This is a genomic window from Bacillus sp. JJ1474, assembly GCF_036965225.1.
In the GTDB taxonomy this organism is placed as follows: Bacteria; Bacillota; Bacilli; order Bacillales; family Cytobacillaceae; genus Cytobacillus.
The window spans coordinates 4,590-29,870 of record NZ_JBALPC010000063.1 but is presented as its reverse complement, the minus strand read 5'-3'; the positions used below and the strand labels follow the sequence as shown (position 1 = coordinate 29,870).

Annotated in this window: 24 protein-coding genes and 2 other annotated features; of the genes, 19 read left to right on the top strand and 5 right to left on the bottom strand. The window is 39.1% G+C overall.

Translation table 11 applies throughout. The annotated features are described in order from the left end of the window. Window positions 1-109: 109 nt before the first annotated feature. Window positions 110-574 (top strand): NUDIX hydrolase, encoded by a 465-nt coding sequence (locus V7164_RS09840; RefSeq protein WP_335353994.1) that lies wholly within the window; start codon window positions 110-112, stop codon window positions 572-574. Between the two features lie 581 nt (window positions 575-1,155). On the opposite strand, the gene V7164_RS09835 is transcribed toward V7164_RS09840, so the two are convergent. Next, the gene (locus tag V7164_RS09835; RefSeq protein ID WP_335344627.1) at window positions 1,156-1,629 is read right to left on the bottom strand and encodes a DinB family protein; all 474 of its coding nucleotides are present in this window, start codon (window positions 1,627-1,629) and stop codon (window positions 1,156-1,158) included. 185 nt (window positions 1,630-1,814) lie between these two features. Here V7164_RS09835 and V7164_RS09830 point away from each other — a divergent pair, with 185 nt between their 5' ends. Both V7164_RS09830 and V7164_RS09825 read left to right on the top strand, forming a co-directional pair. Next, window positions 1,815-2,360, top strand: a complete 546-nt coding sequence (locus V7164_RS09830) for a GNAT family N-acetyltransferase (protein ID WP_335353993.1) — start codon at window positions 1,815-1,817, stop codon at window positions 2,358-2,360. 113 nt (window positions 2,361-2,473) lie between these two features. After that, a complete protein-coding gene (locus tag V7164_RS09825) occupies window positions 2,474-2,938 on the top strand; it encodes a GNAT family N-acetyltransferase (RefSeq protein WP_335344626.1) in 465 nt (154 codons plus the stop codon). A 95-nt stretch (window positions 2,939-3,033) separates the two neighbouring features. On the opposite strand, the gene V7164_RS09820 is transcribed toward V7164_RS09825, so the two are convergent. The 3 genes from V7164_RS09820 to V7164_RS09810 all read right to left on the bottom strand — a co-directional run bounded on the left by V7164_RS09820 (window position 3,034) and on the right by V7164_RS09810 (window position 5,131). Continuing rightward, entirely contained in the window at window positions 3,034-3,696 is a 663-nt protein-coding gene (locus V7164_RS09820) for an AraC family transcriptional regulator (RefSeq protein ID WP_335344625.1), read from the bottom strand. A 149-nt stretch (window positions 3,697-3,845) separates the two neighbouring features. Continuing rightward, a complete protein-coding gene (locus V7164_RS09815) occupies window positions 3,846-4,091 on the bottom strand; it encodes a DUF2164 domain-containing protein (RefSeq protein ID WP_335344624.1) in 246 nt (81 codons plus the stop codon). Between the two features lie 59 nt (window positions 4,092-4,150). Then, the gene (locus V7164_RS09810; protein WP_335344623.1) at window positions 4,151-5,131 is read right to left on the bottom strand and encodes a glycerophosphodiester phosphodiesterase family protein; all 981 of its coding nucleotides are present in this window, start codon (window positions 5,129-5,131) and stop codon (window positions 4,151-4,153) included. Window positions 5,132-5,275: 144 nt separating this feature from the next. On the opposite strand from V7164_RS09810, the gene V7164_RS09805 reads away from it, so the two are divergent. The 12 genes from V7164_RS09805 to V7164_RS09750 all read left to right on the top strand — a co-directional run bounded on the left by V7164_RS09805 (window position 5,276) and on the right by V7164_RS09750 (window position 18,556). Further along, a complete protein-coding gene (locus V7164_RS09805) occupies window positions 5,276-5,740 on the top strand; it encodes a hypothetical protein (protein WP_335344622.1) in 465 nt (154 codons plus the stop codon). A 315-nt stretch (window positions 5,741-6,055) separates the two neighbouring features. Next, window positions 6,056-7,693, top strand: a complete 1,638-nt coding sequence (locus V7164_RS09800) for a urocanate hydratase (protein ID WP_335353992.1) — start codon at window positions 6,056-6,058, stop codon at window positions 7,691-7,693. A 36-nt stretch (window positions 7,694-7,729) separates the two neighbouring features. After that, complete coding sequence (locus V7164_RS09795; RefSeq protein ID WP_335344620.1) at window positions 7,730-8,821, top strand: DUF917 domain-containing protein; 1,092 nt, start codon at window positions 7,730-7,732, stop codon at window positions 8,819-8,821. A gap of 33 nt (window positions 8,822-8,854) precedes the next feature. Beyond that, the gene (locus V7164_RS09790) at window positions 8,855-9,502 is read left to right on the top strand and encodes an ABC transporter permease (RefSeq protein ID WP_335344619.1); all 648 of its coding nucleotides are present in this window, start codon (window positions 8,855-8,857) and stop codon (window positions 9,500-9,502) included. A 30-nt stretch (window positions 9,503-9,532) separates the two neighbouring features. Then, the gene (locus tag V7164_RS09785) at window positions 9,533-10,420 is read left to right on the top strand and encodes an ABC transporter substrate-binding protein (protein ID WP_335344618.1); all 888 of its coding nucleotides are present in this window, start codon (window positions 9,533-9,535) and stop codon (window positions 10,418-10,420) included. A 78-nt stretch (window positions 10,421-10,498) separates the two neighbouring features. Beyond that, a complete protein-coding gene (locus V7164_RS09780; protein WP_335344617.1) occupies window positions 10,499-11,482 on the top strand; it encodes an ABC transporter ATP-binding protein in 984 nt (327 codons plus the stop codon). 20 nt (window positions 11,483-11,502) lie between these two features. After that, a complete protein-coding gene (locus tag V7164_RS09775) occupies window positions 11,503-12,144 on the top strand; it encodes an ABC transporter permease (RefSeq protein ID WP_335344616.1) in 642 nt (213 codons plus the stop codon). A gap of 38 nt (window positions 12,145-12,182) precedes the next feature. Beyond that, the gene (locus V7164_RS09770) at window positions 12,183-12,962 is read left to right on the top strand and encodes an IclR family transcriptional regulator (RefSeq protein ID WP_335344615.1); all 780 of its coding nucleotides are present in this window, start codon (window positions 12,183-12,185) and stop codon (window positions 12,960-12,962) included. A gap of 2 nt (window positions 12,963-12,964) precedes the next feature. Beyond that, window positions 12,965-14,338, top strand: coding sequence for a dihydroorotase (locus V7164_RS09765; protein WP_335344641.1), 1,374 nt, complete (start codon window positions 12,965-12,967; stop codon window positions 14,336-14,338). A gap of 3 nt (window positions 14,339-14,341) precedes the next feature. After that, entirely contained in the window at window positions 14,342-15,595 is a 1,254-nt protein-coding gene (locus V7164_RS09760; RefSeq protein ID WP_335353991.1) for a Zn-dependent hydrolase, read from the top strand. Between the two features lie 71 nt (window positions 15,596-15,666). Continuing rightward, a complete protein-coding gene (locus tag V7164_RS09755) occupies window positions 15,667-17,259 on the top strand; it encodes an HAL/PAL/TAL family ammonia-lyase (RefSeq protein ID WP_335344613.1) in 1,593 nt (530 codons plus the stop codon). Between the two features lie 841 nt (window positions 17,260-18,100). Continuing rightward, window positions 18,101-18,556 (top strand): GNAT family N-acetyltransferase, encoded by a 456-nt coding sequence (locus V7164_RS09750; RefSeq protein WP_335344612.1) that lies wholly within the window; start codon window positions 18,101-18,103, stop codon window positions 18,554-18,556. A 132-nt stretch (window positions 18,557-18,688) separates the two neighbouring features. Here the strand turns inward: V7164_RS09750 and V7164_RS09745 are convergent, their stop codons facing one another. Next, window positions 18,689-19,642: a LysR family transcriptional regulator gene (locus V7164_RS09745; protein ID WP_335344611.1), complete on the bottom strand. Its 954-nt coding sequence runs from the start codon at window positions 19,640-19,642 to the stop codon at window positions 18,689-18,691. A 291-nt stretch (window positions 19,643-19,933) separates the two neighbouring features. Here V7164_RS09745 and V7164_RS09740 point away from each other — a divergent pair, with 291 nt between their 5' ends. The 4 genes from V7164_RS09740 (at window position 19,934) to thrS (ending at window position 24,997) form a co-directional block, all read left to right on the top strand. Next, window positions 19,934-21,148 carry a pyridoxal phosphate-dependent aminotransferase gene (locus tag V7164_RS09740; protein WP_335353990.1) on the top strand — a complete coding sequence of 405 codons (1,215 nt, stop codon included), beginning with the start codon at window positions 19,934-19,936 and terminating at the stop codon, window positions 21,146-21,148. Further along, window positions 21,145-21,582 carry a RidA family protein gene (locus tag V7164_RS09735; protein WP_335344609.1) on the top strand — a complete coding sequence of 146 codons (438 nt, stop codon included), beginning with the start codon at window positions 21,145-21,147 and terminating at the stop codon, window positions 21,580-21,582. The genes V7164_RS09740 and V7164_RS09735 overlap by 4 nt, the downstream gene beginning before the upstream one ends. A 235-nt stretch (window positions 21,583-21,817) precedes the next feature. Next, window positions 21,818-22,444 (top strand): fumarylacetoacetate hydrolase family protein, encoded by a 627-nt coding sequence (locus V7164_RS09730; protein ID WP_335353989.1) that lies wholly within the window; start codon window positions 21,818-21,820, stop codon window positions 22,442-22,444. Between the two features lie 112 nt (window positions 22,445-22,556). Beyond that, window positions 22,557-22,779, top strand: a binding site (T-box leader). 37 nt (window positions 22,780-22,816) lie between these two features. Continuing rightward, window positions 22,817-23,039: a binding site (T-box leader), on the top strand. A gap of 47 nt (window positions 23,040-23,086) precedes the next feature. After that, window positions 23,087-24,997, top strand: coding sequence for a threonine--tRNA ligase (thrS, locus tag V7164_RS09725; protein ID WP_438824712.1), 1,911 nt, complete (start codon window positions 23,087-23,089; stop codon window positions 24,995-24,997). Window positions 24,998-25,281 lie beyond the last annotated feature (284 nt).

Genomic DNA, 25,281 nt, shown 5'->3' with positions numbered 1-25,281 from the left:
AAGAAATTGTATTTTTGTGGTAATATGGCAAGAAAGAGGATTGCAAATTTCGGATCCTACCTTTGCAATAAAAATAAACTAGGAAGTTAGAGTATGTAGGAGAATTATAATGACCCAAAATGAAATTGTTTTAGTTGTAAGTGTCTCGATATTCAGAGATAACAAGGTTTTGGTAATTAAAGAAAATAAACCATTTGCCATAAACAAGTGGAATTTTCCATCTGGACGTATTGAAAATAGAGAAGATATTCTCAATGCTGCTTGTAGAGAGGTAAGAGAAGAAACAGGACTTGATGTGAAATTAACTGGCACAACGGGTATCTATAATTTTATAAGCAGCTCCAATCATCAAGTGATATTATTTCATTTTATTGGTGAGATTACTGGAGGAATATTGAAGCTTGAAGAGGAAGAGATTGTAGAAAGTAAATGGATGACACTTCCGGGAATTTTGAGTTTTAAGGATCAAGAGCTTCGGGATGCAAATGTGACAAAACAAATTGTTAATCGCCTTTTAAAAGAAAAAACTCATTCATTAACCATTTTTAATGAACAATTAAAGGGATTAGAGTAAATGAGAGTTAATCCAATTGAACTTTAATTTTCGTTATATTGTAAGGCTTCGATGGAAAAAGAGGCAAAAAAATTATCGGAAGTGAGAAGGGAGAGGCGCTTGAAATGCAGAAAAAGTCCTCTTTTATCGGGTTAATTGCAGGGATGGCTTCAATAATTCTTTGGCTTGTTTTTAACTTCTATAATCCTTATTCAAATCAGATTAGCTATGAAAGTATGTTTATCACTTTCCTGATGTTGGTTCTTCCTGCTTGCTTAGCAATATATTCCTTTTATAAGTCAAAAAAACTCTACATGTTAATTGCTTTCATTTGGTCTTTGCCCCTAAGTTTATACATGCTATTGACACCTGGCGTATTTCTCTTGTTTGGAATCACAAGTGTTATGTATCTTTTAAGCTATGTATTAATGAGGAAATGATTCGTCTCAGCTTCTTTATTTGATGCTTTATAGTAACATTCCCATTAGGGGGTATTTTATTGAGTTGTAGTTAACAATGATTTAAATTTATTTAACTATGGAAATTCATTGTGAAATAACTAATTAGGGCACTTCTTAAATTAGAAGCTGCCCTGTTAAAATTCATTTGGATGAAATCGCTCGATATAATTGTTTGATCGTTTCGACATGTAAAGCTTCATGGTAAAAGCTAAACAAAAATGCCTCTCCCGCTGTGTAAAATGTAATGCCGGCCCGATTTGTGAATGGAGTTGGCAGTGTTTCGTACATACGATACTGAATAAAATCTTTAATTCTTGCTTTCTGTTCCGTCAAGACATCAGCAATCTCTATTAAAGATGGAGGTGTTCCTCTCCAATCTGCTGGTCTCGTTCCCGCCTTAAAAAGCTGTTCATAATTGCTCGGAATGTTCATCTCTTCACCTAAAAGTCCAAAGACGAGCTTTTCCTGTACAAATGCAATGTGTCCAAAGTTCCAACGAATATTGTTGTTAAACCCTTTTGGAATAATATTTGCCACTTCTTCCGGTATTCTCATAATCGCTTGCTCCGTTATCCTACGCACTGTTTCCATGTGCTGAATAATTATTTGGTCCATGAAAAAACCTCCTTTTTAAAAGCACTATGTTAGATAATTCGCGGCTTTAAGTGCTTTTCCTACTAATATATAAATATTCCCATTCATAAGATAAAATGTCCGATTACAAGAATTAGTGCAAGGAATGTTAAGTACATATATAGAACCATTAACGATATAGAAGCTGAAAAGGAGATCGCATCAGAATGTTAAATATTGAGATAAGAAGACCAACGGCTGAGAATATTAGGGAGCTAAATCACTTTTTTAGAGTAGTCATTACAGACACTTTTTCTAAAGAAGGTATTGGAGAGATGTTAGAAGATATAGAAGATGAAATAGAAGCTAAGAAAAAATACTTAAATCTTGATTTTGAAAGTGATGGGGAGAAACGATATTTTCTTATTGCTTTAGATAGGGATCAGATTATTGGCTCAATCGAATTTGGACAAGCAAGTGAGCTTATTAATCATTGTACGAATCATGCATTAAAAGACCTAGTGGAGGTAGGGACAGTCTTCGTTCATCCTGACTTTCAAAGGAAAGGGATAGGCAATAGGCTGCTGGATGCGATGTTTTTTACTTTGCTCAATAAGGGCATAGAAGAATTTTGTTTAGATAGTGGATATACAACTGCACAAAAAATTTGGAAAAAGAAGTTCGGGGAGCCACAATATCTATTAAAGAATTATTGGGGAGAAGGGTATGATCATATGATTTGGAGGATCAATGTTAAGGAATTTGTAAAATAGATTTTATTTTAAACAATGATACTTCAACGAATGCAGTGTTGACATGGAAATTCTGCCGGAAAGATAAACAAAATAGTACAAAAGTTAATTTTTCCAATGGAGGTGATGCATAGGTGGAATTTAAAATTCAAGAAATAGAGGGATTAGAGACGTTAGAAATTTTCCATTTAGTTGAAGAAAGTAAAGCTGCCGGGTTTCGTTTTCTAGAAAAGCTGGTCAATGATTATCAAGATGGCACAAATCGTTTTAATAAGCACGGTGAATCATTATATGGTGTATATAATGAACAAGGCGTACTCATTGCCATCGGCGGGCTTAATATTGACCCGTATTCTAACAAACCGAAAATCGGTCGATTAAGAAGGTTTTATGTTGCAAGTGATTTTCGACGAAGTGGGGTAGGATCACTTCTATTAAGCAAGATAATCTTAGAGGCTAAGAATTATTATGAAGGTTTAGTCTTGCATACTGATACAGATCAAGCTGATTTGTTTTATACTGCATTTGGATTCTCTAAGACTTGTGACTACCCGAATTCAACTCATTATATAAACCTATACCAAAAAGGCATTATGTAATTGTACAATGCCTTTTTAATGATGATTAAGTACTTTGGCGATGACAATAGTTTCTATGTTTTTTGGCAGTAAATTTAAAAGTTATAAATAACAAATTAAATAGATTTCCGACTATTTCTAATAAGCTCTATATATTGAATATCACCTAGCCCATAATCGGAAAAATCCCTCATTAGATCATGCATAAGCTCTTTCTCAGGGACATTTGGATGATTTTTAATATACAGCATAAGGTCACTATCTTCATGTTGATAATTCAAATAAAGCTCAATCCCCTTCTTTAATGGTTCAGGATAAATAGCGGCGGGCATCGTTTTATCGATCAAAACCTGTTTGTAGAGGGCATGATATCCATTAACTTCAAGTGTGAATTTTCCCAAGTGCTCATAATGGTCATTCATTAGATGAAGGTCAATTGTCTGTACACATTGTGTTTCGTTGAGCCATGCGAGAATCGTAAGGACATTGATCTGACAGAACATATCAGGACCAAACCATAATGCTAGGTGTGTAAAGTCTTTACTCAAAAGAGGCTGCAAAGGTTTAAGGGTGATTTCATGATATTGGACGGAAGTAACGTGATGAGCCTTTGCACGAATGGCGGCAAATTCATCTGAAAAAAGAGTAGCGGATGTGTTTCCATAACACATCGCTTCGTTAAACGGAACCATTATCTCTTGTTGAAGGCTTTGTGTTTTCTTAAAATATTTGTACATTTCTTGTCCGTTTAATACGTTTAATTTTTGTATTCGAGTCATGTTTCGACCTCCCCTTTAAAGGTTATCATGATTGAAAAGGTTAACAAATTCAAATAGAAATGGGTTGCTTGATCTATAGAGAGAAAATCTACGCATTAGGAAGCAGGGGCATTTTCTTACATAAGAAGATGCCCTTTTATAGTGACCCATTATTTTCTAATTGGGCGTTCTAGTGTTAATATTTCATCTTCCAGAGAAGACAATTGCTGGCTGACTAAGTGTTTAACATCTGAAACGGCAGCATTATAAAAATGAGGAGCAAGTGATTCCTTAACGAATTCTAATACACTTTCAGCAGCGAATTCTGATATTTCCTCATCCCTCTCTTGTGAAAAGAAATATTGAATGTCTGCAATCATTAATTGTTGTTGATCTTTTGTGAGCTTAAAAAACATAGAATAACACTCCTTCAAAAAATTATAATAGTTAATTGGATATACACGAAGTGATTAGTTTATTTAGATTTAATACTAGGAGCTATAATCTCAATACTGTTAGTCCAAATCCCGCCATTATAATTTTTAGGAAGGCGTTCTAAATCTTTTTCTTTATCAAAACCTTCCGACCATCCGCCATCTCCTGCTACAATAATGACTCTGGAATCCACCCTATCCATCCGATTTACAAACTTATTTGACCATCCCCATATCCAAGGAGCGTATTTCTCTGGAAGATGTATTTGTGTTTGATGACAGGATGAGGGGACATATCCTATCCAGCCAACGGCGATATAAGGCAGCATGCAGCTTTTTAGAGTAGCTTTTGACATGACACGGAGATTTGGAAGACCTTCTTTTAATGTCTCAATTGGCAGATCACCCCCATAAACTGTTAGTTGACTTAAGCGTTCCTTTGGCAATTCTGAAAGATATTTTTCAAGCTGCACTCCTTCTTCAGGGTCATTACTTTTTATATGTATGAGAAATGACTGATTCGGAAAAAAGCTTAGCACTTCATCAAGTGTTGGCATTAGCCCAACGCCTTTACCACGAAAGGTATACGTTTTCCCGTTATCAAATGTATACCCATAGCCAATATCCAATTGTTTTAATTCTTCCATTGTGTGCTCTCTCGTAACACCTTTTCCATTCGTTCGGCATTCAAGAGTCCAATCATGGAAAACAGCAAATTTCCCATCCTTCGTTAATTGAACATCAAATTCAACGATGTCAGCACCTGCTTTAAAGGCTGCTTCTATTGATGGAATCGTATTCTCCAAAAATGGATGTTCAGGTTCATAAATCCTTTCGGCCGTACATGTTTCACCAGTGATTCCTTCCATTGGGAACGTTTGAGCCATTCCTCTATGTGCTAATAACAATGGGGCCTCCTCCCTGGCTTTCGAAAATAGAGAACTATTATTAAGAAACATGAAAGCTGATAAAACCAATACAAATATAGAAAACCTTTTGGCCACTCGTTTAAACTTCTTCATAATTCCTCCAATATCCAAATGGACATACCTTCCAATAGTTTAGCATAGAAAAATAATCAGAAGCTCTGCTTATTTTGTGCAAAAAGAATTTAGCGAGTAACAAAGGTTCAACTATTTCCGTCCAATATTATGGGGGGATGGAAAATGAATAGAAAACTACTGCTGTTATTCCTGCTAATGGGTATGAGCCTGCTGGGCTGTTCCAAAGTAAATATGTTAGAAGAGAAGCCGCCAAATGCAGTTATTAAAATAAATAATGATATGTATGAAACGACATTAGGTACTTATTGCTGGAATGGGAAAGGTGTAAGTACTTGTGTTGATACGGCTGGGCCAATTGAACTTTTAGAAGGCAAAAAACCAATAAAAGTAAAGCCTGGTGAAAAAATTACATTTGTGATGGAGTATGATCCTAAACCAAACGAATACTATGTGGTCCAGATACATGGGAACGAGGAACATACAATTGAGGTTATAGATGATAGTTTTACGGCACCTACCGAAAAAGGAGTTTATTATTATTCGTTTGGAGTATGGTGGATGGATGAAAAGGTTGAGCATTTATCACATGGAGACGCATTTTATGCTTTTGCTTTAGAGATAGATTAAAAATTAATACTCTTTAAAAAGGTTGCTCCAGTTAAAGTTGGCGGCAACCTTTTCGTTTTCTGCTTAGAAGAAATGCCTTCAAAATACATATCAATCTTTGGGACTAACAAACTATTAATTGACACTTCTTCGGTCAGATGTTACCATCTTAGTGGAAATAAACCAACTAAATACATAGGAATAATAAAAATAAAGCAGCGAGAGGTAAATTCCTGATTGACTATTATCGAAATATTGTTTAATATTCGAATAAAAAGAGAATTAATTATCATTATATGATAATTAATTCTTATAATATGAGAAAGGGTGAGTGTTATGGAGAAGATTACGGCATTTCGAGGCACAGAACTTCGTTGTAAAGGCTGGCGTCAAGAGGCTTTGCTTCGCATGTTAGAGAATGTGCTAGAAAATGGGGAAAACCAGAAAGAATTGGTTGTATATGCAGCGCTCGGTAAGGCTGCCCGTAATTGGGATGCTTACCACGGAATTGTGAAAGCACTCCAAAATATTGAAGAAGATGAGACATTAGTCATTCAGTCCGGTAAGCCGATCGGAATTTTGAAAACTCATGCATTCGCACCACTTGTCATTATGGCCAACTGTAATATCGTTGGAAAATGGGCAACGAGTGAGAATTTTTACGATTTACAAGAAAAAGATCTGATTATGTGGGGCGGGCTGACAGCGGCTGCATGGCAATATATCGGTTCCCAAGGTGTGATTCAAGGAACATATGAAATTTTTGCCGCGATTGCGGAAAAGCATTTCAATGGAAGTCTAGCAGGGAAATTTATTTTAACGGCTGGACTTGGAGGAATGGGGGGAGCACAGCCACTTGCGGGCGTCATGGTCGGTGCGGCCATTCTTGTCGTAGAAATCGATGAGGCACGCGTCGATAAACGAATTGAAAACGGTTATTTACAAAAGAAAACGCATGATTTGGATGAGGCATTAGGCTGGATTGAAGAAGCAACTTCTAAAAATGATAGTGTGAGTGTCGGTCTAGTCGGAAATGCCGCGGATATTTATCAAGAGCTTGTGAGACGCAACATTACTCCGGATATAGTAACGGACCAAACATCAGCACACGATTTATTATATGGCTATATTCCATCAGGATATGACAAGGAAGATGTGAATCGTATACGTGAAACAAATCCGGCTAAGCTTGAGCAAGATGCGCGTGCATCCATTGCCAGAGAAGTGGAGTCGATGCTTACTCTTAAAAGCCGTGGTTCAATTGTATTTGATAACGGCAATAACATTCGTACTCAAGCGTATCAGTATGGTGTTAGTGATGCCTTTGATATCGATATTTTTACAGAAGCCTATTTACGGCCCCTGTTCAGCCGGGCGATTGGGCCGTTTCGTTGGATCGCTTTGACGGGTGAAGAGGATGATATTCATACGATCGATAACTACATATTAGAACATTTTAAAGAAAATAAAATTGTGACGAATTGGATTTCACTCGCTAATCAATACGTTCCATTCCAAGGATTGCCTGCACGGATCGGCTGGTTTGGCCATGGTGAAAGAACAGAGTTAGCACTCGCAGTAAACAAGATGGTTCGGGATGGGGTATTAAGTGGCCCGATCGCATTCTCCCGAGATCACCTTGATGCAGGAGCGATGACACATCCAAATATTATGACGGAAAGAATGAAAGACGGAAGTGACGCTATTTCTGATTGGCCACTTTTGAATGGAATGTTAAGCTGCTCATCGATGGCGGATTTAACAGCAATCCACTCAGGTGGAGGCGGGTATTCCGGATATATGACGAGCGCCGGAATTACACTTGTTGCTGACGGGACTGTTGAAGCGGATATACGGTTAAAGCATGCGTTAGATAATGATACGAGCTTAGGGGTACTAAGATATGCAGATGCCGGCTATGAAGAGGCGCTCGATGAAATTGATAAAAAAGGAATTCAACGGATTGTATTATAAGCTAAGAATCAATTGATAAAAGAGGAGGAGAAACAGATGCGTGTATTAACGATGGATGATGTGAAGGCGGCGGTTGCAGGTGGTTCTGTGTATGCTTCAGGTGGTGGTGGATGGGTCGATCATGGTCTAGAAATTGGTGGTGCGGCGGTTACGATGGGACAACCGAAATTGGTGTCTGTCGATGAACTTCCGGATGACGCGCTCATTATTACTTGTACTGCGATTGGTGCACCAGCTGGAAAAACGGATTGGCAAATGTTGGGTATCGATTATATTAACGCAGTCAAGTTATTGATAGAAAACTATGAAGGAAAAATTGTTGGTGTGATGACACCGCAAAATGGAATGTCAAGCTCAATCAACGGCTGGTTACCAGCAGCAATGCTTGATTTGGTCGTAGTTGATGCAACAGGAGATATTCGCGCTCATCCAACAGGTCAGATGGGTCAGATGGGTGTAGCAGCCGACCCTCATTTTGAAACAATTCAAGTTGTTGTTGGCGGGAAGAAGGAAACTGGATCTTATATCGAGCTCGTCGTAAAAGGATCACCGGCTAAAACATCCAAAATATTACGAACTGCTTCTGATATGTCAGGCGGATTTATCGCTTCGGCGAGACTGCCACTCCCTGCAAGTTTTATAAAAGAGAATGCTGCGGTTGGCGGAATTTCAATGGCGATCGATCTTGGCAAGGCGATCATTGAGGCTGAACCAAAGGGTGCGGAAGCGGTCATCCAAACGATTTGCGATAAGACGAACGGAGAGATTTTAGGGCGGGGAAAGGTTATTTCCACATCCGTTGAATATTCAGGTGCTTTTGATATCGGTCAAATAGTCGTTGATGTGCCAAACAATCCACTAACATTGCATGTAATGAACGAATTTATGGCAGTAGATGATTCACAAGGTAATCGTTTGACGACTTATCCTGATGTGATTACGGCCATTTCAACTGAAACAGGTAAACCACTTAGTGCTGGGGCATTGGATCCAGGTGTAGAGATTGCAGTATTTAGAATTCATAAGAGTCATATTCCACTTAGTTCAAGTGTACGCGATGCATCCGTTTATCCTGATGTCGAGGCTGCTCTAGGTATTCAGATTGCTGATTATGCTTTAGAGGAGTAAAAGCTTTAGTACTAAGGGGAAAGGAGGAAACTGGTGGAACTGATTTTGAAAGCATACGAATATTTAATAAAAAATCATAATCGATTTTTAGAGGAGCTGCAAGTTCATTTAACCTTAAGTTTTTCGGCGCTCATTCTTGGTTTACTTCTCTGTGTTCCACTTGGGATATGGTGCGCAAAAAATCCAAAAGTTGCAGCAACGATTATGAATACGGTCAATTCCATTCGGGTTATTCCGAGTCTGGCTATCCTTGTTATTATGCTGCCGCTGATTGGAACTGGATTTTTACCGGCGCTTATCGCATTGACAGTTTTAGCCTGTCCTCCGATCCTTATTAATACATTTATGGGGTTTCGTGGAATCGATCCTGCCATTCTCGAATCTGCTACTGGGATGGGAATGAGCGAAAAGGCGGTGTTAAGGAAAATTGAGTTCCCGCTAGCGATGCCCCTCGTGATTGCTGGTGCGAAAACATCGAGCGTGGAGGTTCTTGCTAGTGCATCGCTTGCGGCATTTATTGGAGGCGGTGGGTTAGGAACATTTATTATTAATGGATTAAGCATGTATAAATTTGAAGTGTTGCTCGTCGGTGCCATCCCGATTGCGTTATTAACGATATTTTCAGAGGTCATTTTTTCAGTGATTGAGCGTATGACAACAAGGTATCAAAGAGATTCATAGGGAAGAAAACTATTTTAGAGGAGGTTTATCATGAAAAAAAAATCATGGATTGTTCTAGCAATGGTACTTGTATTTTCTTTGGCACTTAGTGCTTGCAGTGGTTCTTCGAATATAAAGGTAGGTTCGAAAAACTTTACGGAATCGCTCATTTTAGGTGAAATGTATGCATTAGCATTGGAAGATGCAGGATTTAAAGTAGACCGTAAATTGAATCTTGGTGGAACACTTGTTGCTCATGAGGCACTAAAGAAGGGTGATATTGACGTGTATCCTGAATATACAGGTACTGGACTCCTTAATATTATGGAGGAAGAGCCACTCTCTGATCCACAACAAGTGTATGATATGGTTGCTGATTTTTATAAGAAGGAATTTGATCTAGTTTGGTTAACTCCGTCAAACGCGAATAACACGCAAGCAATCGCTGTATCGAAAAAAGCATCGGATGAATATGGAATTAAGACTCTATCAGACCTTCAAGCAAATGCAGAACACATCGATTTTGCGGCGGTTCCTGAGTTTGAAGAACGCGAAGACGGACTGCTTGGAATGAATCGGGTGTACGGGGATTTTAATTTTAAAAGTCTAAAGCTTTATGATTATGGTGTTAAATATCGTGCTGTATTAGAGGACGAAGTGCAAGGGACAGTTGCGTTTGGAACAGATGGTGATTTAACGAATCCAGATCTAGTTTTGTTAGAAGATGATAAACATTTATGGCCGCCATATTTCGTTGCTCCAGTCATTCGCCAAGATACATTAGATAAGGATGAAAAAATCAGGAAAATCTTAGATGATATCTCAGCGAAACTTGATGATAGCACGATGCAGAAATTGAATGCGGAAGTGGACATTAATCAGCGTGAGTATGCGGATGTAGCGAAAGAATTTTTACAAAATGAAGGTTTGATTAAATAATCTTATATTCAGCGGGAATGCGAAAGTTCTCGCTGAATGAAACTTTACTTTATAGATGTAGAATTGAGGGTGAGAGGTTTGACGAAGAATGCCATTGTTTTTGAACAAGTGATCAAACAGTTTCCTAATGCGGCAAAACCGTCCGTGTATGAAACAAACCTCACAATTGAAGAAGGTAGCTTTGTCACAATCCTAGGAGCATCCGGATGTGGAAAGACAACATTGTTGAAAATGGTAAATCGGATTCATGATATGACATCTGGGAAAATTTTTGTGCATGGTAAGGACATTATGGATATACCAGTCACCGAACTGCGGCGCAATATTGGCTATGTCATTCAACAAATTGGTTTATTTCCGCATATGACAATTGCTGAAAATATTGCAACAGTTCCTAAGGAATTAGGCTGGGATGCGAAAAAAATCGATGAACGAATCGATTTTTTACTAGAATTGATCGAGTTGTCACCTGAGGAATATCGTAACAGATATCCGCGGCAATTATCTGGTGGACAGCAGCAGCGTGTTGGTTTGGCTCGGGCTTTGGCTGGCAATCCGTCGATTATGTTAATGGATGAACCATTCGGGGCGATCGATGCAATTACCCGAAGTACATTGCAGGATGAAATGATTCACATTCAACGCAAACTAAACAAGACCATTTTGTTTGTTACACATGATATTGACGAGGCGCTGAAATTAGGGGATAAAATTGTGATTATGAACGAAGGAGTCATTCAACAATACGACACACCCTTAAACATCATTACGAATCCAGCAAATTCTTTTGTTAGTGAGCTTGTTCATTCAGAGGATGTCGTGCAACATCTCAGTCTAATGAGAGCTGATCATGTGATGGTGCCACTTACTGATACGATCGACCCCCAAGAAGTAAAGGTGGATCAGGCTGAGAATTTGAAAAGTGTTCTCTCACATATTTTACAGGCACAAAGCGATTCAGTCATCGTGACAGCGGAGGATCAAACACCGATTGGGCGAATCACATTGGCTGAGCTTAAAGGTTATATTGCGGGAAGTAATCGCTCAAAAGCCGCTCTATAACGTAAAGGTGGGAAAAAACTATGTTTGACTATTTAATCAATCAGTATGATCGTATATTGATGTTATTTTTTCAACATCTTATGCTTACTGTTATTTCACTAAGCATCGCCTTGCTGATTGCTCTACCCGTAGGAATATTATTATCCCGAAAAAAGTGGCTGTCAGTGCCGGTTTTGTCGATTCTCGGCATCTTATATTCGATTCCTAGTTTAGCAATGTTCGCCTTCTTAATTCCAATTGTTGGATTGGGTTTAAAACCTGCAATTATTGCCCTCATTGCCTACTGCCAACTCATACTCGTCCGCAATGTCATGGTTGGATTTCAATCCATCGATCCAGCGATTATTGAAGCGGGCAAAGGAATGGGACTAGCCTCACTTCGATTGTTTTGGAAAATTGAATTTCCACTCGCTTTACCTGTGATTTTAGGCGGCATCCGAATCGCCACCATTTCGACCATTGGGATCGCCACGATTGCCGCATGGATCAACGCTGGTGGACTTGGAGTTATTTTATTTGAAGGACTTTATCAAAATCATACTCCTAAAATGATCTGGGGTACCATTTTTGTATCCCTGCTTGCGATCGCAGCTAACCAGTTATTATTAAGTTTAGAGAAACGCTCTGCCTTAAAAGTAAGAGGTGAACTCGTATCGAAGTAGAAGAACATATTGATTATCACCAAGTGAGGGATAAAGCGGTGAATGTAAACAAAAATCAAACGATCGAAAGAGCATTAGATATTATTTTTTCTTTAGCCGAAGTGGAGTCGAACTTGACCGTGAGTGAAATCGCGGAGAAAGTCGCCATTCCGGAAAGCACCGCTTATCGACTAATCAAAACATTAGAGAATTATGGAATGGTCGAAAGAAAATCAGTCGGACAAATTAGATTAGGTGTGCGCATACTTGATTTGGCAAGAAGTTTACAGCAACAAATGGACCGGGAATTAATTACGATTGCTCGACCGATCATGGAAATGTTAACTGAAAAAGTAAATGAAACGTCCTTGCTTTGTGTGAGGTCAGCAACTGAGGTGATTTGTGTGCAAAGTATAGAAACACGTCAAATCCTTAGGTTGTCTGTTGAAGTAGGAAAAATATTACCGCTCTACCGCGGAGCTTCAGGCAAAGCGATTTTAGCATTTGAAAAGAAACAAACAATCTCGCAATTAGTCCAAACAATCTCAGACGAAAATGTACGACAAAACATTCAGTCAGAAATAGAAGAAATTAGATCGCAAGGCTATTGCCTGACGTTCGCGGAAGTGGATACAAATATATTTGGTTTAGCAGTTCCTATATATGATAAAGACAAACGTGTCATTGCTTCACTGACAGTCGCTGGGCCAACAGATCGATGGACGAAAGAAAACAGTGAATTATTTGTGAATACTGTCGTGTCCTCAGCAGAAGAAATCTCGAGGCAGCTAGCTTGCGTTTCTACTGCATCTTTATATAAGGGGGAGGAAGGTAATTGACCATGTTACATACGGAATTCGATCTGTTGATTAAGGGTAACGTTGTTTTACCAGACCGTATCGATTATGAGTCGACTATAGCAATTAAAGATGGGAAAATAAGCCACGTTTCTAAAGATAATACAAAACTGTTTAGCAAAGAAACGATTGATGCATCGGGAAGTTATATTCTCCCGGGTGCGATTGACGCGCATGTTCATTGCTTTAGCTCGCTTGCGGAAGGTTTTACGAATGCAGGCAAATCGGCTGCTGCCGGTGGCGTAACAACGATTATTGAAATGCCATATGATGCAACAGGAATCGTTTACACTGAGCAGCTCTTTTTGGAAAAAGCAGCTAGGCTAGAAGAAGAGGCGGTTGTTGATACGGCCTTATTGGCAACGATTCCAAAAGAAGATGGTTTGGATGAAATTACAAAACTGGCTCAAGCAGGTGCCTGTGGCTTTAAAGTATCGATGTTTAATACGGATTCTTTTCGGTTTCCCCGTATTGATGAAGGACAATTATTGGATGCTTTTGCTGTCATAGCGAAAACGGGACGTCCCGTCGGGGTTCATGCGGAAAATGATGATATTGTCAGAAGATATTTACGTAAATTTGCTGATCAAGGTATGGCGGATCCACGTGCGCATGGTTATAGCCGACCGAAAGTGGCGGAATCTGTTGCAGGATTAACAGCGATGGAATTGGCCTATTATACCGGAGTAAAGCTGCACTTATATCATAGTACTTTTAAACGGATCTTTGATTTCGTTGACTATTATCGCTCACAAGGTGCAAAAATCACAGCAGAAACATGTACACATTACTTAACTTTTAACGAAGAAGATCTGTTGGAGCTTGGTGCTAGAGGGAAAATCAACCCACCGCTGCGGACGAAACAAGATGTAAGCGATCTATGGGATCTCATTGCATCTGGCAAAATCGATATGGTCACATCAGACCATGCTCCTTGGACGTTAGACCGAAAAGCAAGCAGTGATATTTTTCAAAATGCATCGGGTGCGCCAGGTGTTGAAACACTATTGCCGATTATGTACAGTGAAGGAGTTGCGTCGGGGAAGATAACGATATTAGATCTCGTACGTGTACTTTCAGAAAATCCAGCAGCAACTTTCGGATTAGACCATTGCAAAGGTCGCATCGAAGTTGGAATGGACGCTGATATCGTCATTTTGGATCCACAGCAGTCGTATACCTTGGATGAAAAAACTTTACATTCCAGCGCAAACTGGAGTCCGTATCACAACCGTAAAGTATACGGAAAAATAGTGAACACATTTGTTCGCGGACAGAAGGTATATAACGAGCACGGAGAAGTAGTAGGAAAAGCAGGCGATGGTCAGTTTGTCAAAGCAGTGCATAAGGGGTTGTGAAGCATGAGCAATTCATTTCACCTGCATCCTAATCGAGATCGTATTCAACGGGACATATTAACCTTGGCAGAAATGGTTGATAAAACGAAACCTGGCTGGACACGAAGGCCGTTTACACCATGGTATAAGCAAAGCCGTGCATGGTTAAAAGAGCAAATGGAAACATGTGGGCTAGATGTCAAAACAGATGCTGGTGCTAATCTGATTGGAACAATGGCTGGTACGGATGACCATTGTAAGCCAATCATGGTCGGATCTCATACGGATACCGTCACTGGCGGAGGCCGGTTTGATGGGATCATTGGTGTTGTTGCTGGACTGGAAATTGCTCGCCGCTTGCAGGAAACGGGAACTAGACTGCGCCATCCACTTGAAATTGTTGATTTCACAGCGGAAGAACCAAGTGAGTTCGGAATATCGACTATTGGAAGCCGAGCAATGGTTGGTCATTTATCACCCGAGATGATGGAACGGACGGATCAATCAGGGCTAAAGTTGAAAGATGGGATTCAAATGATGGGGGGAGCGCCCAATCGAATCGCTGAGTTCACTCGAAAACAAGGGGATGTCAGCTTGTATTTGGAGCTCCACATCGAACAAGGCCCCGTTTTAGAACAATCGAATAAGCAGCTTGGAGTTGTGACCGGGATTGTTGGCATCCATCGTTATCGAGTTATCGTTGAAGGAAAACCTAACCATGCGGGCACAACCCCGATGAATATGCGATTCGATGCATTAACAGGCGCATCACAACTCGTGTTAGAACTGGAGAATTTATGCAAAGCGACATATGCGGACCCGGTGGTTGGCACAGTGGGAAAATTAATGAATGAACCGAATGGAGCGAATGTTGTTCCGGGACGCGTCACATTTGAATTGGAAGTTCGCTCGCTTGACGCGGGAATTATCGAGACAATCATCGATAAATTCTCTCGTTTTTCCAATCATATCGCCGCATATCGGTCTCTAGAAATTAGTTTAGATAATTTATCAAAGTCTGAAGCGATTCGTGTTCTTCCCGAAATTCAGGACAAGATTAGTAAAGCATGTGCCGCTGCTGGAAGTACAATGTATTTACCAAGCGGTGCGGGCCATGATGCGAATCAACTGGCAAACATTGCTCCAGTGGGCATGATTTTTGTTCCTAGCAGTGATGGCAGAAGTCACTGCCCGGAGGAATGGACAGATTATGTTGATGTTGCACGTGGAATCGAGGCAATGGCAAGAGCGCTACTTGAATTTGATCGTAGTATATAGTCTATTTCTAATTTTCTACTACTCTAGCTAGAGCGCTTATTATAACTATTTCACAAGTGGGGGTGAAACATGTGTCTAGTCAAACTGGGGAGCTTATAATAGACGGGCAATCATTATCATATAATAAGATTGTTGAATATATTGAAAATCCGAAACTGCAAGTTTCCTTGTCAGCTCAAGCAAAAGATCGAGTAAAGCTGTTCCGTTCTGCCGTAGATCAATGGTTGGTAGATGAGAAAAAAGTGATTTATGGTGTGACAACTGGTTTAGGTAAATTAAAGAATTTTGTCGTTGATGAATGTAATCAAAATGAATTTCAGCGAAAGATCTTACTTTCACATGCTGTGGGGCTTGGTCCAAATTTTCCAGATCCAGTCGTTCGCCTTGCAATGTTATTGCGAGTAAATGTACTTGCCCGTGGTAATTCAGGGGTAAGAGTTGAATTTATTGAGCGAATTCTGCAGTTGTTAAATAAAGGTATCTATCCGTGTGTACCTCAAATCGGCTCATTAGGGGTCGGCGATTTACAGGCAATGGCGCATATCGGTTTATGTATCATTGGGGCCCCGGAAGGAAGGGCTCGTTTCCAGGGGGAAGAGGGGAAAATCGCTGATATTTTGGCTAAGGCACAAATATCTCCCGTCCGCTTTGAAATGGCTTCAAAAGAAGCATTGGCTTTAATTGACGGTAGTACGATGGTGCTTGCTGCAGCAATCTATACTTATTATCAAGTTCAGCAGCTTTGTAAAGTTGCTGATATGGCTGCGGCCTTAAATATCGAGGCAAGTAGAGGGGAATTGAATGCACTTGATCCCCGGATCCACGAAGCGAACAATCTTCAAGCAGAGCAGGAAACAGCACGAGTGTTGCGGGAATTATTAGAAGGGAGCCAATGGCCGACGGATGAAGGAAGAAAACGATTAGGTGAATTCTCGCCTCGTGTCCAGGATGCAGTGAGCATACGATCTACGGCCCAAGTCCATGGAGCAATTAAAGATGTGTTGCAATATATCCAATCTATTTTAGATAAAGAAATGAATGCCGCGAAGGATAATCCGTTAATTTTCCATAATGGCGTGAATTTTGAAAGTATAAGCGGTGGAAATTATCATGGGGCACATCTTTCATATGCGCTGGACTTTATGGGGATTGTCATTACAGATTTAGCTGTTATATCTGAGCGAAGATCCGCTCGTCTGCTCGATCCAGCTATGAGCTATGGTTTACCGGCAAATTTAGTTGCAAATGCCGGGTTAAATACTGGATTTGCACTTGTTCATGCGAACGCTACGGCAATCATCGGCGAGATGAGGCTATTAGCAACGCCAGCAAGTGTAAATTCAATCCCTGCAAAAGGCAATCAAGAAGATCATAATAGTATGGCGATGGGAGCCGTTCGTAAGCTGACCCAAATCATCGAACATGCCCAACAAGTACTGGCTATTGAACTGCTCCTTGCAGCGCAAGCCATCGATCTTATTGCGGACGAAATGCATGATTTGCCGATGGGAATAGGCACATCAACTCTCCATCGTTGGATTCGACAAACAATTGAACCGATGTGGGAAGATCGGTTTATCCTATCAGATCTGGAGAAAATGATTGAATTTGTAAAAAACGGCCAGATTGTGGCGCAATTTCCGCAGCGGAAAATTTCTGCGTAGAATGAAAGTGGTCGGTAACTTCGGATTTGTAAGCCAGCATTAGGAAGAGCTTGCCCCATAAGCAGTATAGGGCGAGCTCTGTTCCTCATTAAATCATCACTTTACACATCTTTTTCGTCTTCGCTATCCATTTTATCAATTCCTAAATCGCCACTGGAAACGGATCTAATTTCCTTCACTTTGTATAACATGAGCATTTATATCGCGGTGTTTGATAAAACAGCAGGTCCTATTTCCTTAATCACTGAAGTGGTTAAAACACCTTATATAGATAGTAAGATGATTAAAGTCAATTTGGAAGATTAATAATTGGAAAGTGAAGCCTCAATTAGTAATATATTGGGGCTTTTTTTATAGAATTAGGTTTAAGTAGACTATGAAGTATTCATGACGCTCGTTTTGTATGATACAAGAAGAAAACCCTAGCTATAAAGCGTTCATGGCGCTCGTTTTGTATAAGACCAGAAGAAAACCCTCACCATAAAGTGTTCATGACGCGTGTTTTGTATGTCATTAGAATAAAACACTAGCTATAAAATGTTCATGGCGCTCATTTTGTATGACACCAGAATAAAACACTGAATATGAACGTTCATGATCCGATTTTGACGGAGGTGAAATAATGAAATATACAATTAAAATCGTAGAAAAATCCACCTAATGGGCAGAAATTAAAAAGGAAAATATAGTATAATTAAAAATGTAGCTTTTAGGAAAATTTTGTTAAGGGGGCGGTCATTATGACAATAATAAAATATTTGAGCACAAATCATTATATGGGGATAACGCCTAATTAAAATGGTTGCTTAGGGTTTCCTCTAAATTTGGAAGGGGAAAAATAATGAAAACAAACAAAGTGAAAATTGTAGAATTAAATACGGATAACTGGTATGAATGCAGTAAATTAGAGGTATTTAAAGAACAAATTGAATATTTGGAGCCTAATGCAATTTCGATAGCACAGTCGAAGTTTGAACTTACTTTAAAACCATATGCCATTAATTTAGATGAAAAAGTAGTGGGGTTTTTAATGTTTAATTCTGTTCAGGAAGAACTTGATGGTTATTGGATTTATAGAATTATGGTGGATAAGGAACATCAAGGCATGGGTATTGCCAAAGCTGCAACTGAGTTAATGATTTCAGAGATGGCGAAATTGCCAAATGCGAAAAAAATTGTTGTAGGATATCACCCAGATAATATTGGAGCTCATAGTTTATATAAAAGTTTGGGATTTGTGGATAATGGTGATCGGTTCGGTAAAGAAATGGCCGTTATTAAATATGTAAGTGAATAGAACAATTATCGAATAGCCTGGCTAAGCATTACTTTTTTCAGCTAAATAGGGCTTAAAATCAATCTAAAAGGCCATCGGAAATATTATCCGATGACCTTTATTTTTTCGAATGAATTTGGATTACTCGCTAAACTAAATGCCAACAGGCTTTTTCTTATTCAAAAATTTAATAAAATCCATACAGGCTTTGGAAAGTGGGTGCGATTTCCTATAATACAACATAATATTTCGATATGAATGTTCATCATCAATTTTGTAAAAGAACAACTTATTTGTCTCTTCTAAGTACCGAGTCACACCAGCACGTACGAAAGTAATTCCTTTTCCATTACAAGCAATATAATAGGAAGTAAGTAACTGATCAAGGTACATAGATACTTTAGGAGTAAAGCCTGCCTTCCTGCACATTTTTAAGCTTCTCGTGTGCAAATCATTTCCCTTTTTCAATAATAAAAAATTTTCATCTTCAAATTCTTTTAGACTAACCTTAGCATATTTTTCACTTAAATATTGACCGCTAGCCACATCCTCGAAAGTTAGACGATACTTTCCTAATTTATTGTTAACTTCATAGAATGACGGAACAGCCAGCAAAATTTGTTCTTCCGCCCAAACAAAAGAATCAAAGATTTTAGGATCTCTTTTTTCAACATCTATAATAATATCAACAATACCTGAACGCAGACACTTCATTAAATCATCTGCATTTGCCTCCATGAGATTCACTGTATAATCTGGATATTCTACTTTTAACTCTTGCACGATTGTTGGAAAAATATAAGCGCAAAAGAAGGAAGCACCCCCAATATTGATGGTCCCCCGATTATTATCCAATAAATTATTAAAATATGATCTCATTTCTTTCTCTATGCTCATGATTTTCTCTATAGATTCAATATAATATTCACCTGCTGCTGTTAATTGTACTGGATTACTGCTTCTGTCAAAAATAGGAAGTCCAATTTCGTCTTCTACCTTTTTAATCGCTGCACTAAGTGCTGGTTGCGAAATATATAATTCTTCAGCCGCTTTAGAAAAACTATTGTTTAAATAGACCGCATAAACGTAATACATATTTTTTAGCATAATTACCCTTCTTCCTTGCTTGAGTATTTTCAGATGTTAATGTAAAAAGATCTTAATATTTCCAAATAGAGAGTTTTTGAGAATAAGATTCCCATACCCTGAATAGTTTCATAGGTGATGGGGATTTAAACCAAATTCCCTGCGAGTATAAAGAAAAATATATATCGTTATTAACTTTTTCATATTGGAGTTAATGAGTAAGAATCACTTATGATTATAATATAAAAAGCCAATATAGAAAAATTAGGTAAATATAAAATATTCAAATCAAAATGAAAGAGAGGGACGATCATGAATTTAGTAGAAGAGAAGTTTAAAAAACTTGGCGCTGAATATGCACCTGGACAAGAAGTACGCCAAAGCACAAATGAGGTTGAACTGCGTGGTGAGAAAATTCCCGGTACACCGGTTGATTTTTCGCACGGAGATGTTGACGCTTTTGAGCCAATTCCAGGCTCATTAGATGTATTCATCGAAGGCGTTCATCTTGGTGGCAAACAGGCCTACACCGAGTATCGTGGAAGTAAAATGATCCGGGAGAATGTAGCTGAAAAGCTATCAGATTACACGGGGGCAACGATTAACGCAGACCGGAATTTTATTATTACTCCAGGAACACAGGGGGCACTTTTCCTAGCAACGGGATCTACCATTTCTAGAGGAGATAGGGTTGCTATTGTAGTACCAGACTATTTTGCCAACCGAAAACTTGTCGAATACTTTGACGGTGAAATCGTTCCAATTCAGATGGACTATTTCAAAACAGACATTTCTGCAGGTTTGGATTTAACTCAGTTGGAGGACGCGTTTAAGGCAGGGGTTAAACTCTTTTTGTTCTCTAATCCCAATAATCCTACAGGAGTCATTTATTCAAAGGATGAAATTCGCAGGATTGCAGAACTTGCACAGGAGTATGGAGCAACAGTTATCGTGGATGAACTGTACTCACGTCAGATTTTTGAGGGACGGACCTATACGCACCTATGTGCGCAGAATATTGTAGATCCCGAAAATGTCATTACCATCATGGGGCCATCGAAAACAGAGTCGCTAAGCGGGTACAGGCTAGGTGTAGCATTCGGATCAGCTAAAATAATTGACAGAATGGAAAAACTTCAGGCCATAGTATCTCTTCGTGCGGGCGGCTATAGCCAAGCAGTATTGAAATCTTGGTTTGCCGAGCCGGATGGATGGATGAGGGAACGTATTTACCAGCACCAGGCAATTCGTGATGATCTTCTTGCAAAATTGCGCGCTGCTGAAGGTTTTAAAGTGAGAGCCACGGAGGCAGGCAGCTACCTATTCCCAAGACTTCCTGAATTAGATGTTTCAATAAATGAATTTGTGAAGATACTTCGCCTCCAGGCTGCTGTTACCGTAACACCTGGTACAGAATTCGGCCCACAGTTCATCGACAGCTTCCGTATAAATTTTTCACAGAATCATAAAGCAGCAGTTGATGCAATTGAACGTATCATTAAGGTAGTGGAGGAGTATCGTAAATGAGTATGTTTGGAGAAAAAGCTAATCCAATTCCGCAGGGAAACTATGCTCCGGCATCACGGTTTGAAAACCTTATCTATACCGCTGGAATGACTCCAAGAAAAAATGGCGTACTGATTCAAATTGGAAAAGTTAGTGCTGAGCAGCCGATTGGGTTCTATCAAGAAGCAGTCAAGCAAGCAGCTGCAAATGCACTTACTGCCGCCAAGAATAGACTTTCGGAACGAGAACAACTAGAGCAAATACTCGCACTCAACGTTTACATTAATGCAGAAGAAACATTCGAAGCACATTCTAGCCTTGCAGACTTTGCTTCTGAGTATTTATACCAAGAATTAGGAAGCGTAGGCATAGGGAGCCGCGCTGCGATAGGTGTTGCATCATTGCCAGGCAATGCACCGGTTGAAATTCAATTAATTGCTGCTGTTTCTTCATGAAGATTTACTGGAAAAGCAATGATTAGTCACTAAGTAAATTGTTGAAAATTGAATCCAATAGCAGATAGAAGAAATAGCCTTTGCTTAACTAAGTGAAGGCTATTAAAAATGAAATACAATATTACTGTTTTTAATAGGAAAAATTACCTTTTCATTAAAAGTCATTTATAATTACTTTAGGAAGTCATAATATTAAGGGTATTTTTACAAAATGATAGTATATGGGGGAACACCAATGCAAACAATCAAAAATGTATATTGTGTAGGAAGAAACTATGCGCTACATGCAAAAGAATTAAATAATGAAATTCCTAAATTTCCTTTTCTATTTGGAAAGACTACACATGCTGTGGCTTATGCCAATGGTCAGGAAATCGTGTTACCAGCAAACCGTGGCTCCATTCATTTTGAAGTGGAATTAGTCATTCGAATCGGCAAACCTTACGAAAGAGGAGCTACAGTTGACGACCTTGTAGACAGCATGGCTGTTGGGATTGACTTTACTTTACGCGATGTTCAAAGCGAATTAAAGAAAAAAGGACATCCATGGCTATTAGCAAAGAGCTTCCCTAACTCCGCTATATTAAGCGAATTCATCAAGTTTCCTGGTGTGAACGAATGTAAAAGCAAAGAGTTTTCTCTATTAAAGAATGGAGAAAAGGTTCAGATCGGTAATATAAAGGACATGATTTTTGATATGCAAACATTAATAGATTACACAGCCTTACATTTTGGCCTTGATGAAGGCGATATTCTTTTTACCGGCACTCCTGAAGGGGTTGGACCCATATCGGACGGGGATCAACTTGCACTACTATGGGGGGAGCAAGTTCTTGGAAGTTGTTCGATAAAGCTTGGTTAGATTAATTAATAATGATGGACACACTAACAGGAAAATAGCTTTTCAAAAATTAATTTGAAAAATCCGTTGCTATTTTTTGTAATCTATAATAATATGTATAAAAAATCCATTTACTTAAGCACGGATAAGGACATGAGCTACTTTTACGGTTTCCAGAGAGGGAAGGCTTGCTGAAATCTTCCTAACGCAGAAAAGTATCTTACCGCCTTTGAGCTGTATTGGGGAAACTAAGTATCCAATGCCGTCTATGCAACGTTACTGCACCAGAGCCATAAGGATCTTTTTTCTTATGGGAAATTGGGTGGAATCACGGGTATAACGCACTCGTCCCTTGCAATAGGGATGGGTGCGTTTTTTATTTAACAAATTAATAATTTTGCGATGAAGAGGACATGAATTATTTTTACGGCTTTCAGAGAGGGAAGGATAGCTGCGAACTTCCTAGCTTAGGAAAATAATTTACCGCCTTGAAGCTATATCGGTGAACTTTAGTAGCTGATATCGTCCATGCTGCGTTACAGCACCAGAGCCATAAGTGTTTTTTCTTATGGGAATTTGGGTGGAACCACGGGTATATAACGCACTCGTCCCTTGCGATAGGGATGAGTGCGTTTTTTTATTTTTAAAAAGGAGTGAATCAATATGAGTATTAAAGTTCAATTCCAAGATGGACAAATAAAGGAATTTTCAAATGGCATTACTGTAGGAGAAATTGCGGAGTCCATTAGTACAAGTTTGAGAAAAAATGCGGTTGCTGGGATGGTAGATGGACAGCTGGTGGATCTAAGCCACAAGTTAGAACAGGATGCTGAACTCTCCGTTTTAACTCTTGATTCGAAAGAAGGACTTCAAATTTTAAGACATTCCTCAGCACATGTGCTGGCTCAAACAGTTCAAAGAATATATGGAAAAGTCAAATTAGGGATAGGACCTGTAATTGAAGATGGATTTTACTATGACTTGAAATTGGAACACAGTTTGACTTCAAATGATTTACTTGAAATCGAAAAAGAGATGGAAAAAATCATTAACGAGAATTTAGAAATTATAAGAATGGAGGTTTCCTATGAAGAGGCTGAAAAGCTTTTTAAGGAAAAAGGAGAGCCATTCAAGCTAGAAATATTAAAGGACATTCCGAAAGGGGAAAAAATCACTTTATATCAACAAGGAGAGTTTATTGATCTGTGCCGAGGCCCGCACCTTCCGTCTACTGGTTTTATTAAGTCTTTTAAATTAACTCGTGTATCGGGTGCGTATTGGCGAGGTAACAGTCAAAATGAGGTTCTCCAAAGAGTTTATGGTGTTGCCTTTAAAAAGAAGAAGGATTTAGATGAGTATTTACATTTCTTAGAAGAAGCGGCCAAACGAGATCATCGTAAGCTAGGAAAACAATTGGAGCTGTTCATGTTTTCCGATGAAGCGCCGGGAATGCCATTTTACTTGCCAAAAGGGCAGATTATTAGAAATGAATTAGAAAATTTTTCACGTGAGCTTCAAAGCAAGGCTTATTATGATGAGGTTCGTACTCCTTTTATGATGAATCAGCAGCTTTGGGAGAGATCGGGACACTGGGATCATTACCATGAGAATATGTATTTTTCCGAAGTCGATCAAACTAAGTTTGCGATGAAGCCAATGAACTGTCCTGGGCATATGCTCATATTTAAAAACAGTCTCTATTCTTATCGAGATTTGCCGATTCGATTGGCAGAGTTTGGGCAAGTTCACCGTCATGAGTACAGCGGTGCTTTAAATGGAATGCTACGGGTGCGCACTTTTTGTCAGGATGATGCTCATATTTTTGTTCGTGAGGATCAGATTGAAAGTGAGATTAAGGAGGTATTTCAATTAGTTGACCAAGTGTATCGCACATTTGGCTTTGAGTATTCAGTGGAGCTTTCGACTCGCCCTGAAAATTCAATGGGTGATGACAGCCTTTGGGAAATTTCTGAACGAGCATTAACAAATGTACTTGTGGATTTAGGGATCCACTATCACTTAAACGAAGGCGATGGTGCCTTCTATGGGCCAAAAATTGATTTTCACATAAAAGATGCCTTAAAACGAAGCCATCAATGTGCAACAATTCAGCTTGATTTTCAAATGCCGGAGAAATTTGATTTGAGTTATATCAATGAAAAAAATGAAAAGGTCCGCCCAGTCGTAATTCATCGTGCTATTTATGGATCCATCGATCGTTTCTTTGGGATTTTAATCGAACATTTTGCTGGAGCTTTCCCAGTTTGGCTGGCACCGACACAGGTTCAAATTATTCCTGTTTCAAAGGTTCACTTAGACTATTGTTTAGAAATACAGGCAGAACTACGGAAATCTGGAGTCAGAGTGGAGACTGATAATCGTGATGAAAAGCTAGGATACAAAATAAGAGAAGCGCAGATGCAGAAGATTCCATACATGCTCGTACTGGGAGACCAAGAGTCGAAAGAAAAAGCAGTAAATGTCAGAAAACACGGGTCTTCACAATCTCAAAATGTTTTATTCGAGGACTTTAAAGAGGAAATTTTACTGCAAATAAAGGACAGGAGTCTGTAGTACTAGGAATGATGATGGAGGAAACAAAGCTGCCCATTCTTTTGAAAACTTCCCATGACATTGCTCATGGATACCTTCGAACGATAAAAATATTGTTAAAGGTAGTCAAGATACGGTTATGACTCCATTTAACATGAAAAAAGGGAGTTCATAACTCCCTTTCAGCTTAAAAATACAGGTATAGGGGAGTTAAGAGACGTTTATAACTCCATTCATGTAGAAAAAAGGATCAGAAGGTAGTTAAGAGGCATTTATAACTCCCTTCGTGTAGAAAAAAAGAAGCG

What these genes read in the sequence shown, in the direction of transcription:
- V7164_RS09785 (WP_335344618.1), top strand. Translation starts at nt 9,533, where the DNA reads ATGAAAAAAAAATCATGGATTGTTCTAGCAATGGTACTTGTATTTTCT.
- V7164_RS09745 (WP_335344611.1), bottom strand. Translation starts at nt 19,642, where the DNA reads ATGCTAAAAAATATGTATTACGTTTATGCGGTCTATTTAAACAATAGT.
- V7164_RS09830 (WP_335353993.1), top strand. Translation starts at nt 1,815, where the DNA reads ATGTTAAATATTGAGATAAGAAGACCAACGGCTGAGAATATTAGGGAG.
- V7164_RS09810 (WP_335344623.1), bottom strand. Translation starts at nt 5,131, where the DNA reads ATGAAGAAGTTTAAACGAGTGGCCAAAAGGTTTTCTATATTTGTATTG.
- V7164_RS09840 (WP_335353994.1), top strand. Translation starts at nt 110, where the DNA reads ATGACCCAAAATGAAATTGTTTTAGTTGTAAGTGTCTCGATATTCAGA.
- V7164_RS09835 (WP_335344627.1), bottom strand. Translation starts at nt 1,629, where the DNA reads ATGGACCAAATAATTATTCAGCACATGGAAACAGTGCGTAGGATAACG.
- V7164_RS09740 (WP_335353990.1), top strand. Translation starts at nt 19,934, where the DNA reads ATGAATTTAGTAGAAGAGAAGTTTAAAAAACTTGGCGCTGAATATGCA.
- V7164_RS09750 (WP_335344612.1), top strand. Translation starts at nt 18,101, where the DNA reads ATGAAAACAAACAAAGTGAAAATTGTAGAATTAAATACGGATAACTGG.
- V7164_RS09815 (WP_335344624.1), bottom strand. Translation starts at nt 4,091, where the DNA reads ATGTTTTTTAAGCTCACAAAAGATCAACAACAATTAATGATTGCAGAC.
- V7164_RS09765 (WP_335344641.1), top strand. Translation starts at nt 12,965, where the DNA reads ATGTTACATACGGAATTCGATCTGTTGATTAAGGGTAACGTTGTTTTA.
- V7164_RS09775 (WP_335344616.1), top strand. Translation starts at nt 11,503, where the DNA reads ATGTTTGACTATTTAATCAATCAGTATGATCGTATATTGATGTTATTT.
- V7164_RS09820 (WP_335344625.1), bottom strand. Translation starts at nt 3,696, where the DNA reads ATGACTCGAATACAAAAATTAAACGTATTAAACGGACAAGAAATGTAC.
- V7164_RS09735 (WP_335344609.1), top strand. Translation starts at nt 21,145, where the DNA reads ATGAGTATGTTTGGAGAAAAAGCTAATCCAATTCCGCAGGGAAACTAT.
- V7164_RS09800 (WP_335353992.1), top strand. Translation starts at nt 6,056, where the DNA reads ATGGAGAAGATTACGGCATTTCGAGGCACAGAACTTCGTTGTAAAGGC.
- V7164_RS09730 (WP_335353989.1), top strand. Translation starts at nt 21,818, where the DNA reads ATGCAAACAATCAAAAATGTATATTGTGTAGGAAGAAACTATGCGCTA.
- V7164_RS09760 (WP_335353991.1), top strand. Translation starts at nt 14,342, where the DNA reads ATGAGCAATTCATTTCACCTGCATCCTAATCGAGATCGTATTCAACGG.
- V7164_RS09805 (WP_335344622.1), top strand. Translation starts at nt 5,276, where the DNA reads ATGAATAGAAAACTACTGCTGTTATTCCTGCTAATGGGTATGAGCCTG.
- V7164_RS09795 (WP_335344620.1), top strand. Translation starts at nt 7,730, where the DNA reads ATGCGTGTATTAACGATGGATGATGTGAAGGCGGCGGTTGCAGGTGGT.
- thrS (WP_438824712.1), top strand. Translation starts at nt 23,087, where the DNA reads ATGAGTATTAAAGTTCAATTCCAAGATGGACAAATAAAGGAATTTTCA.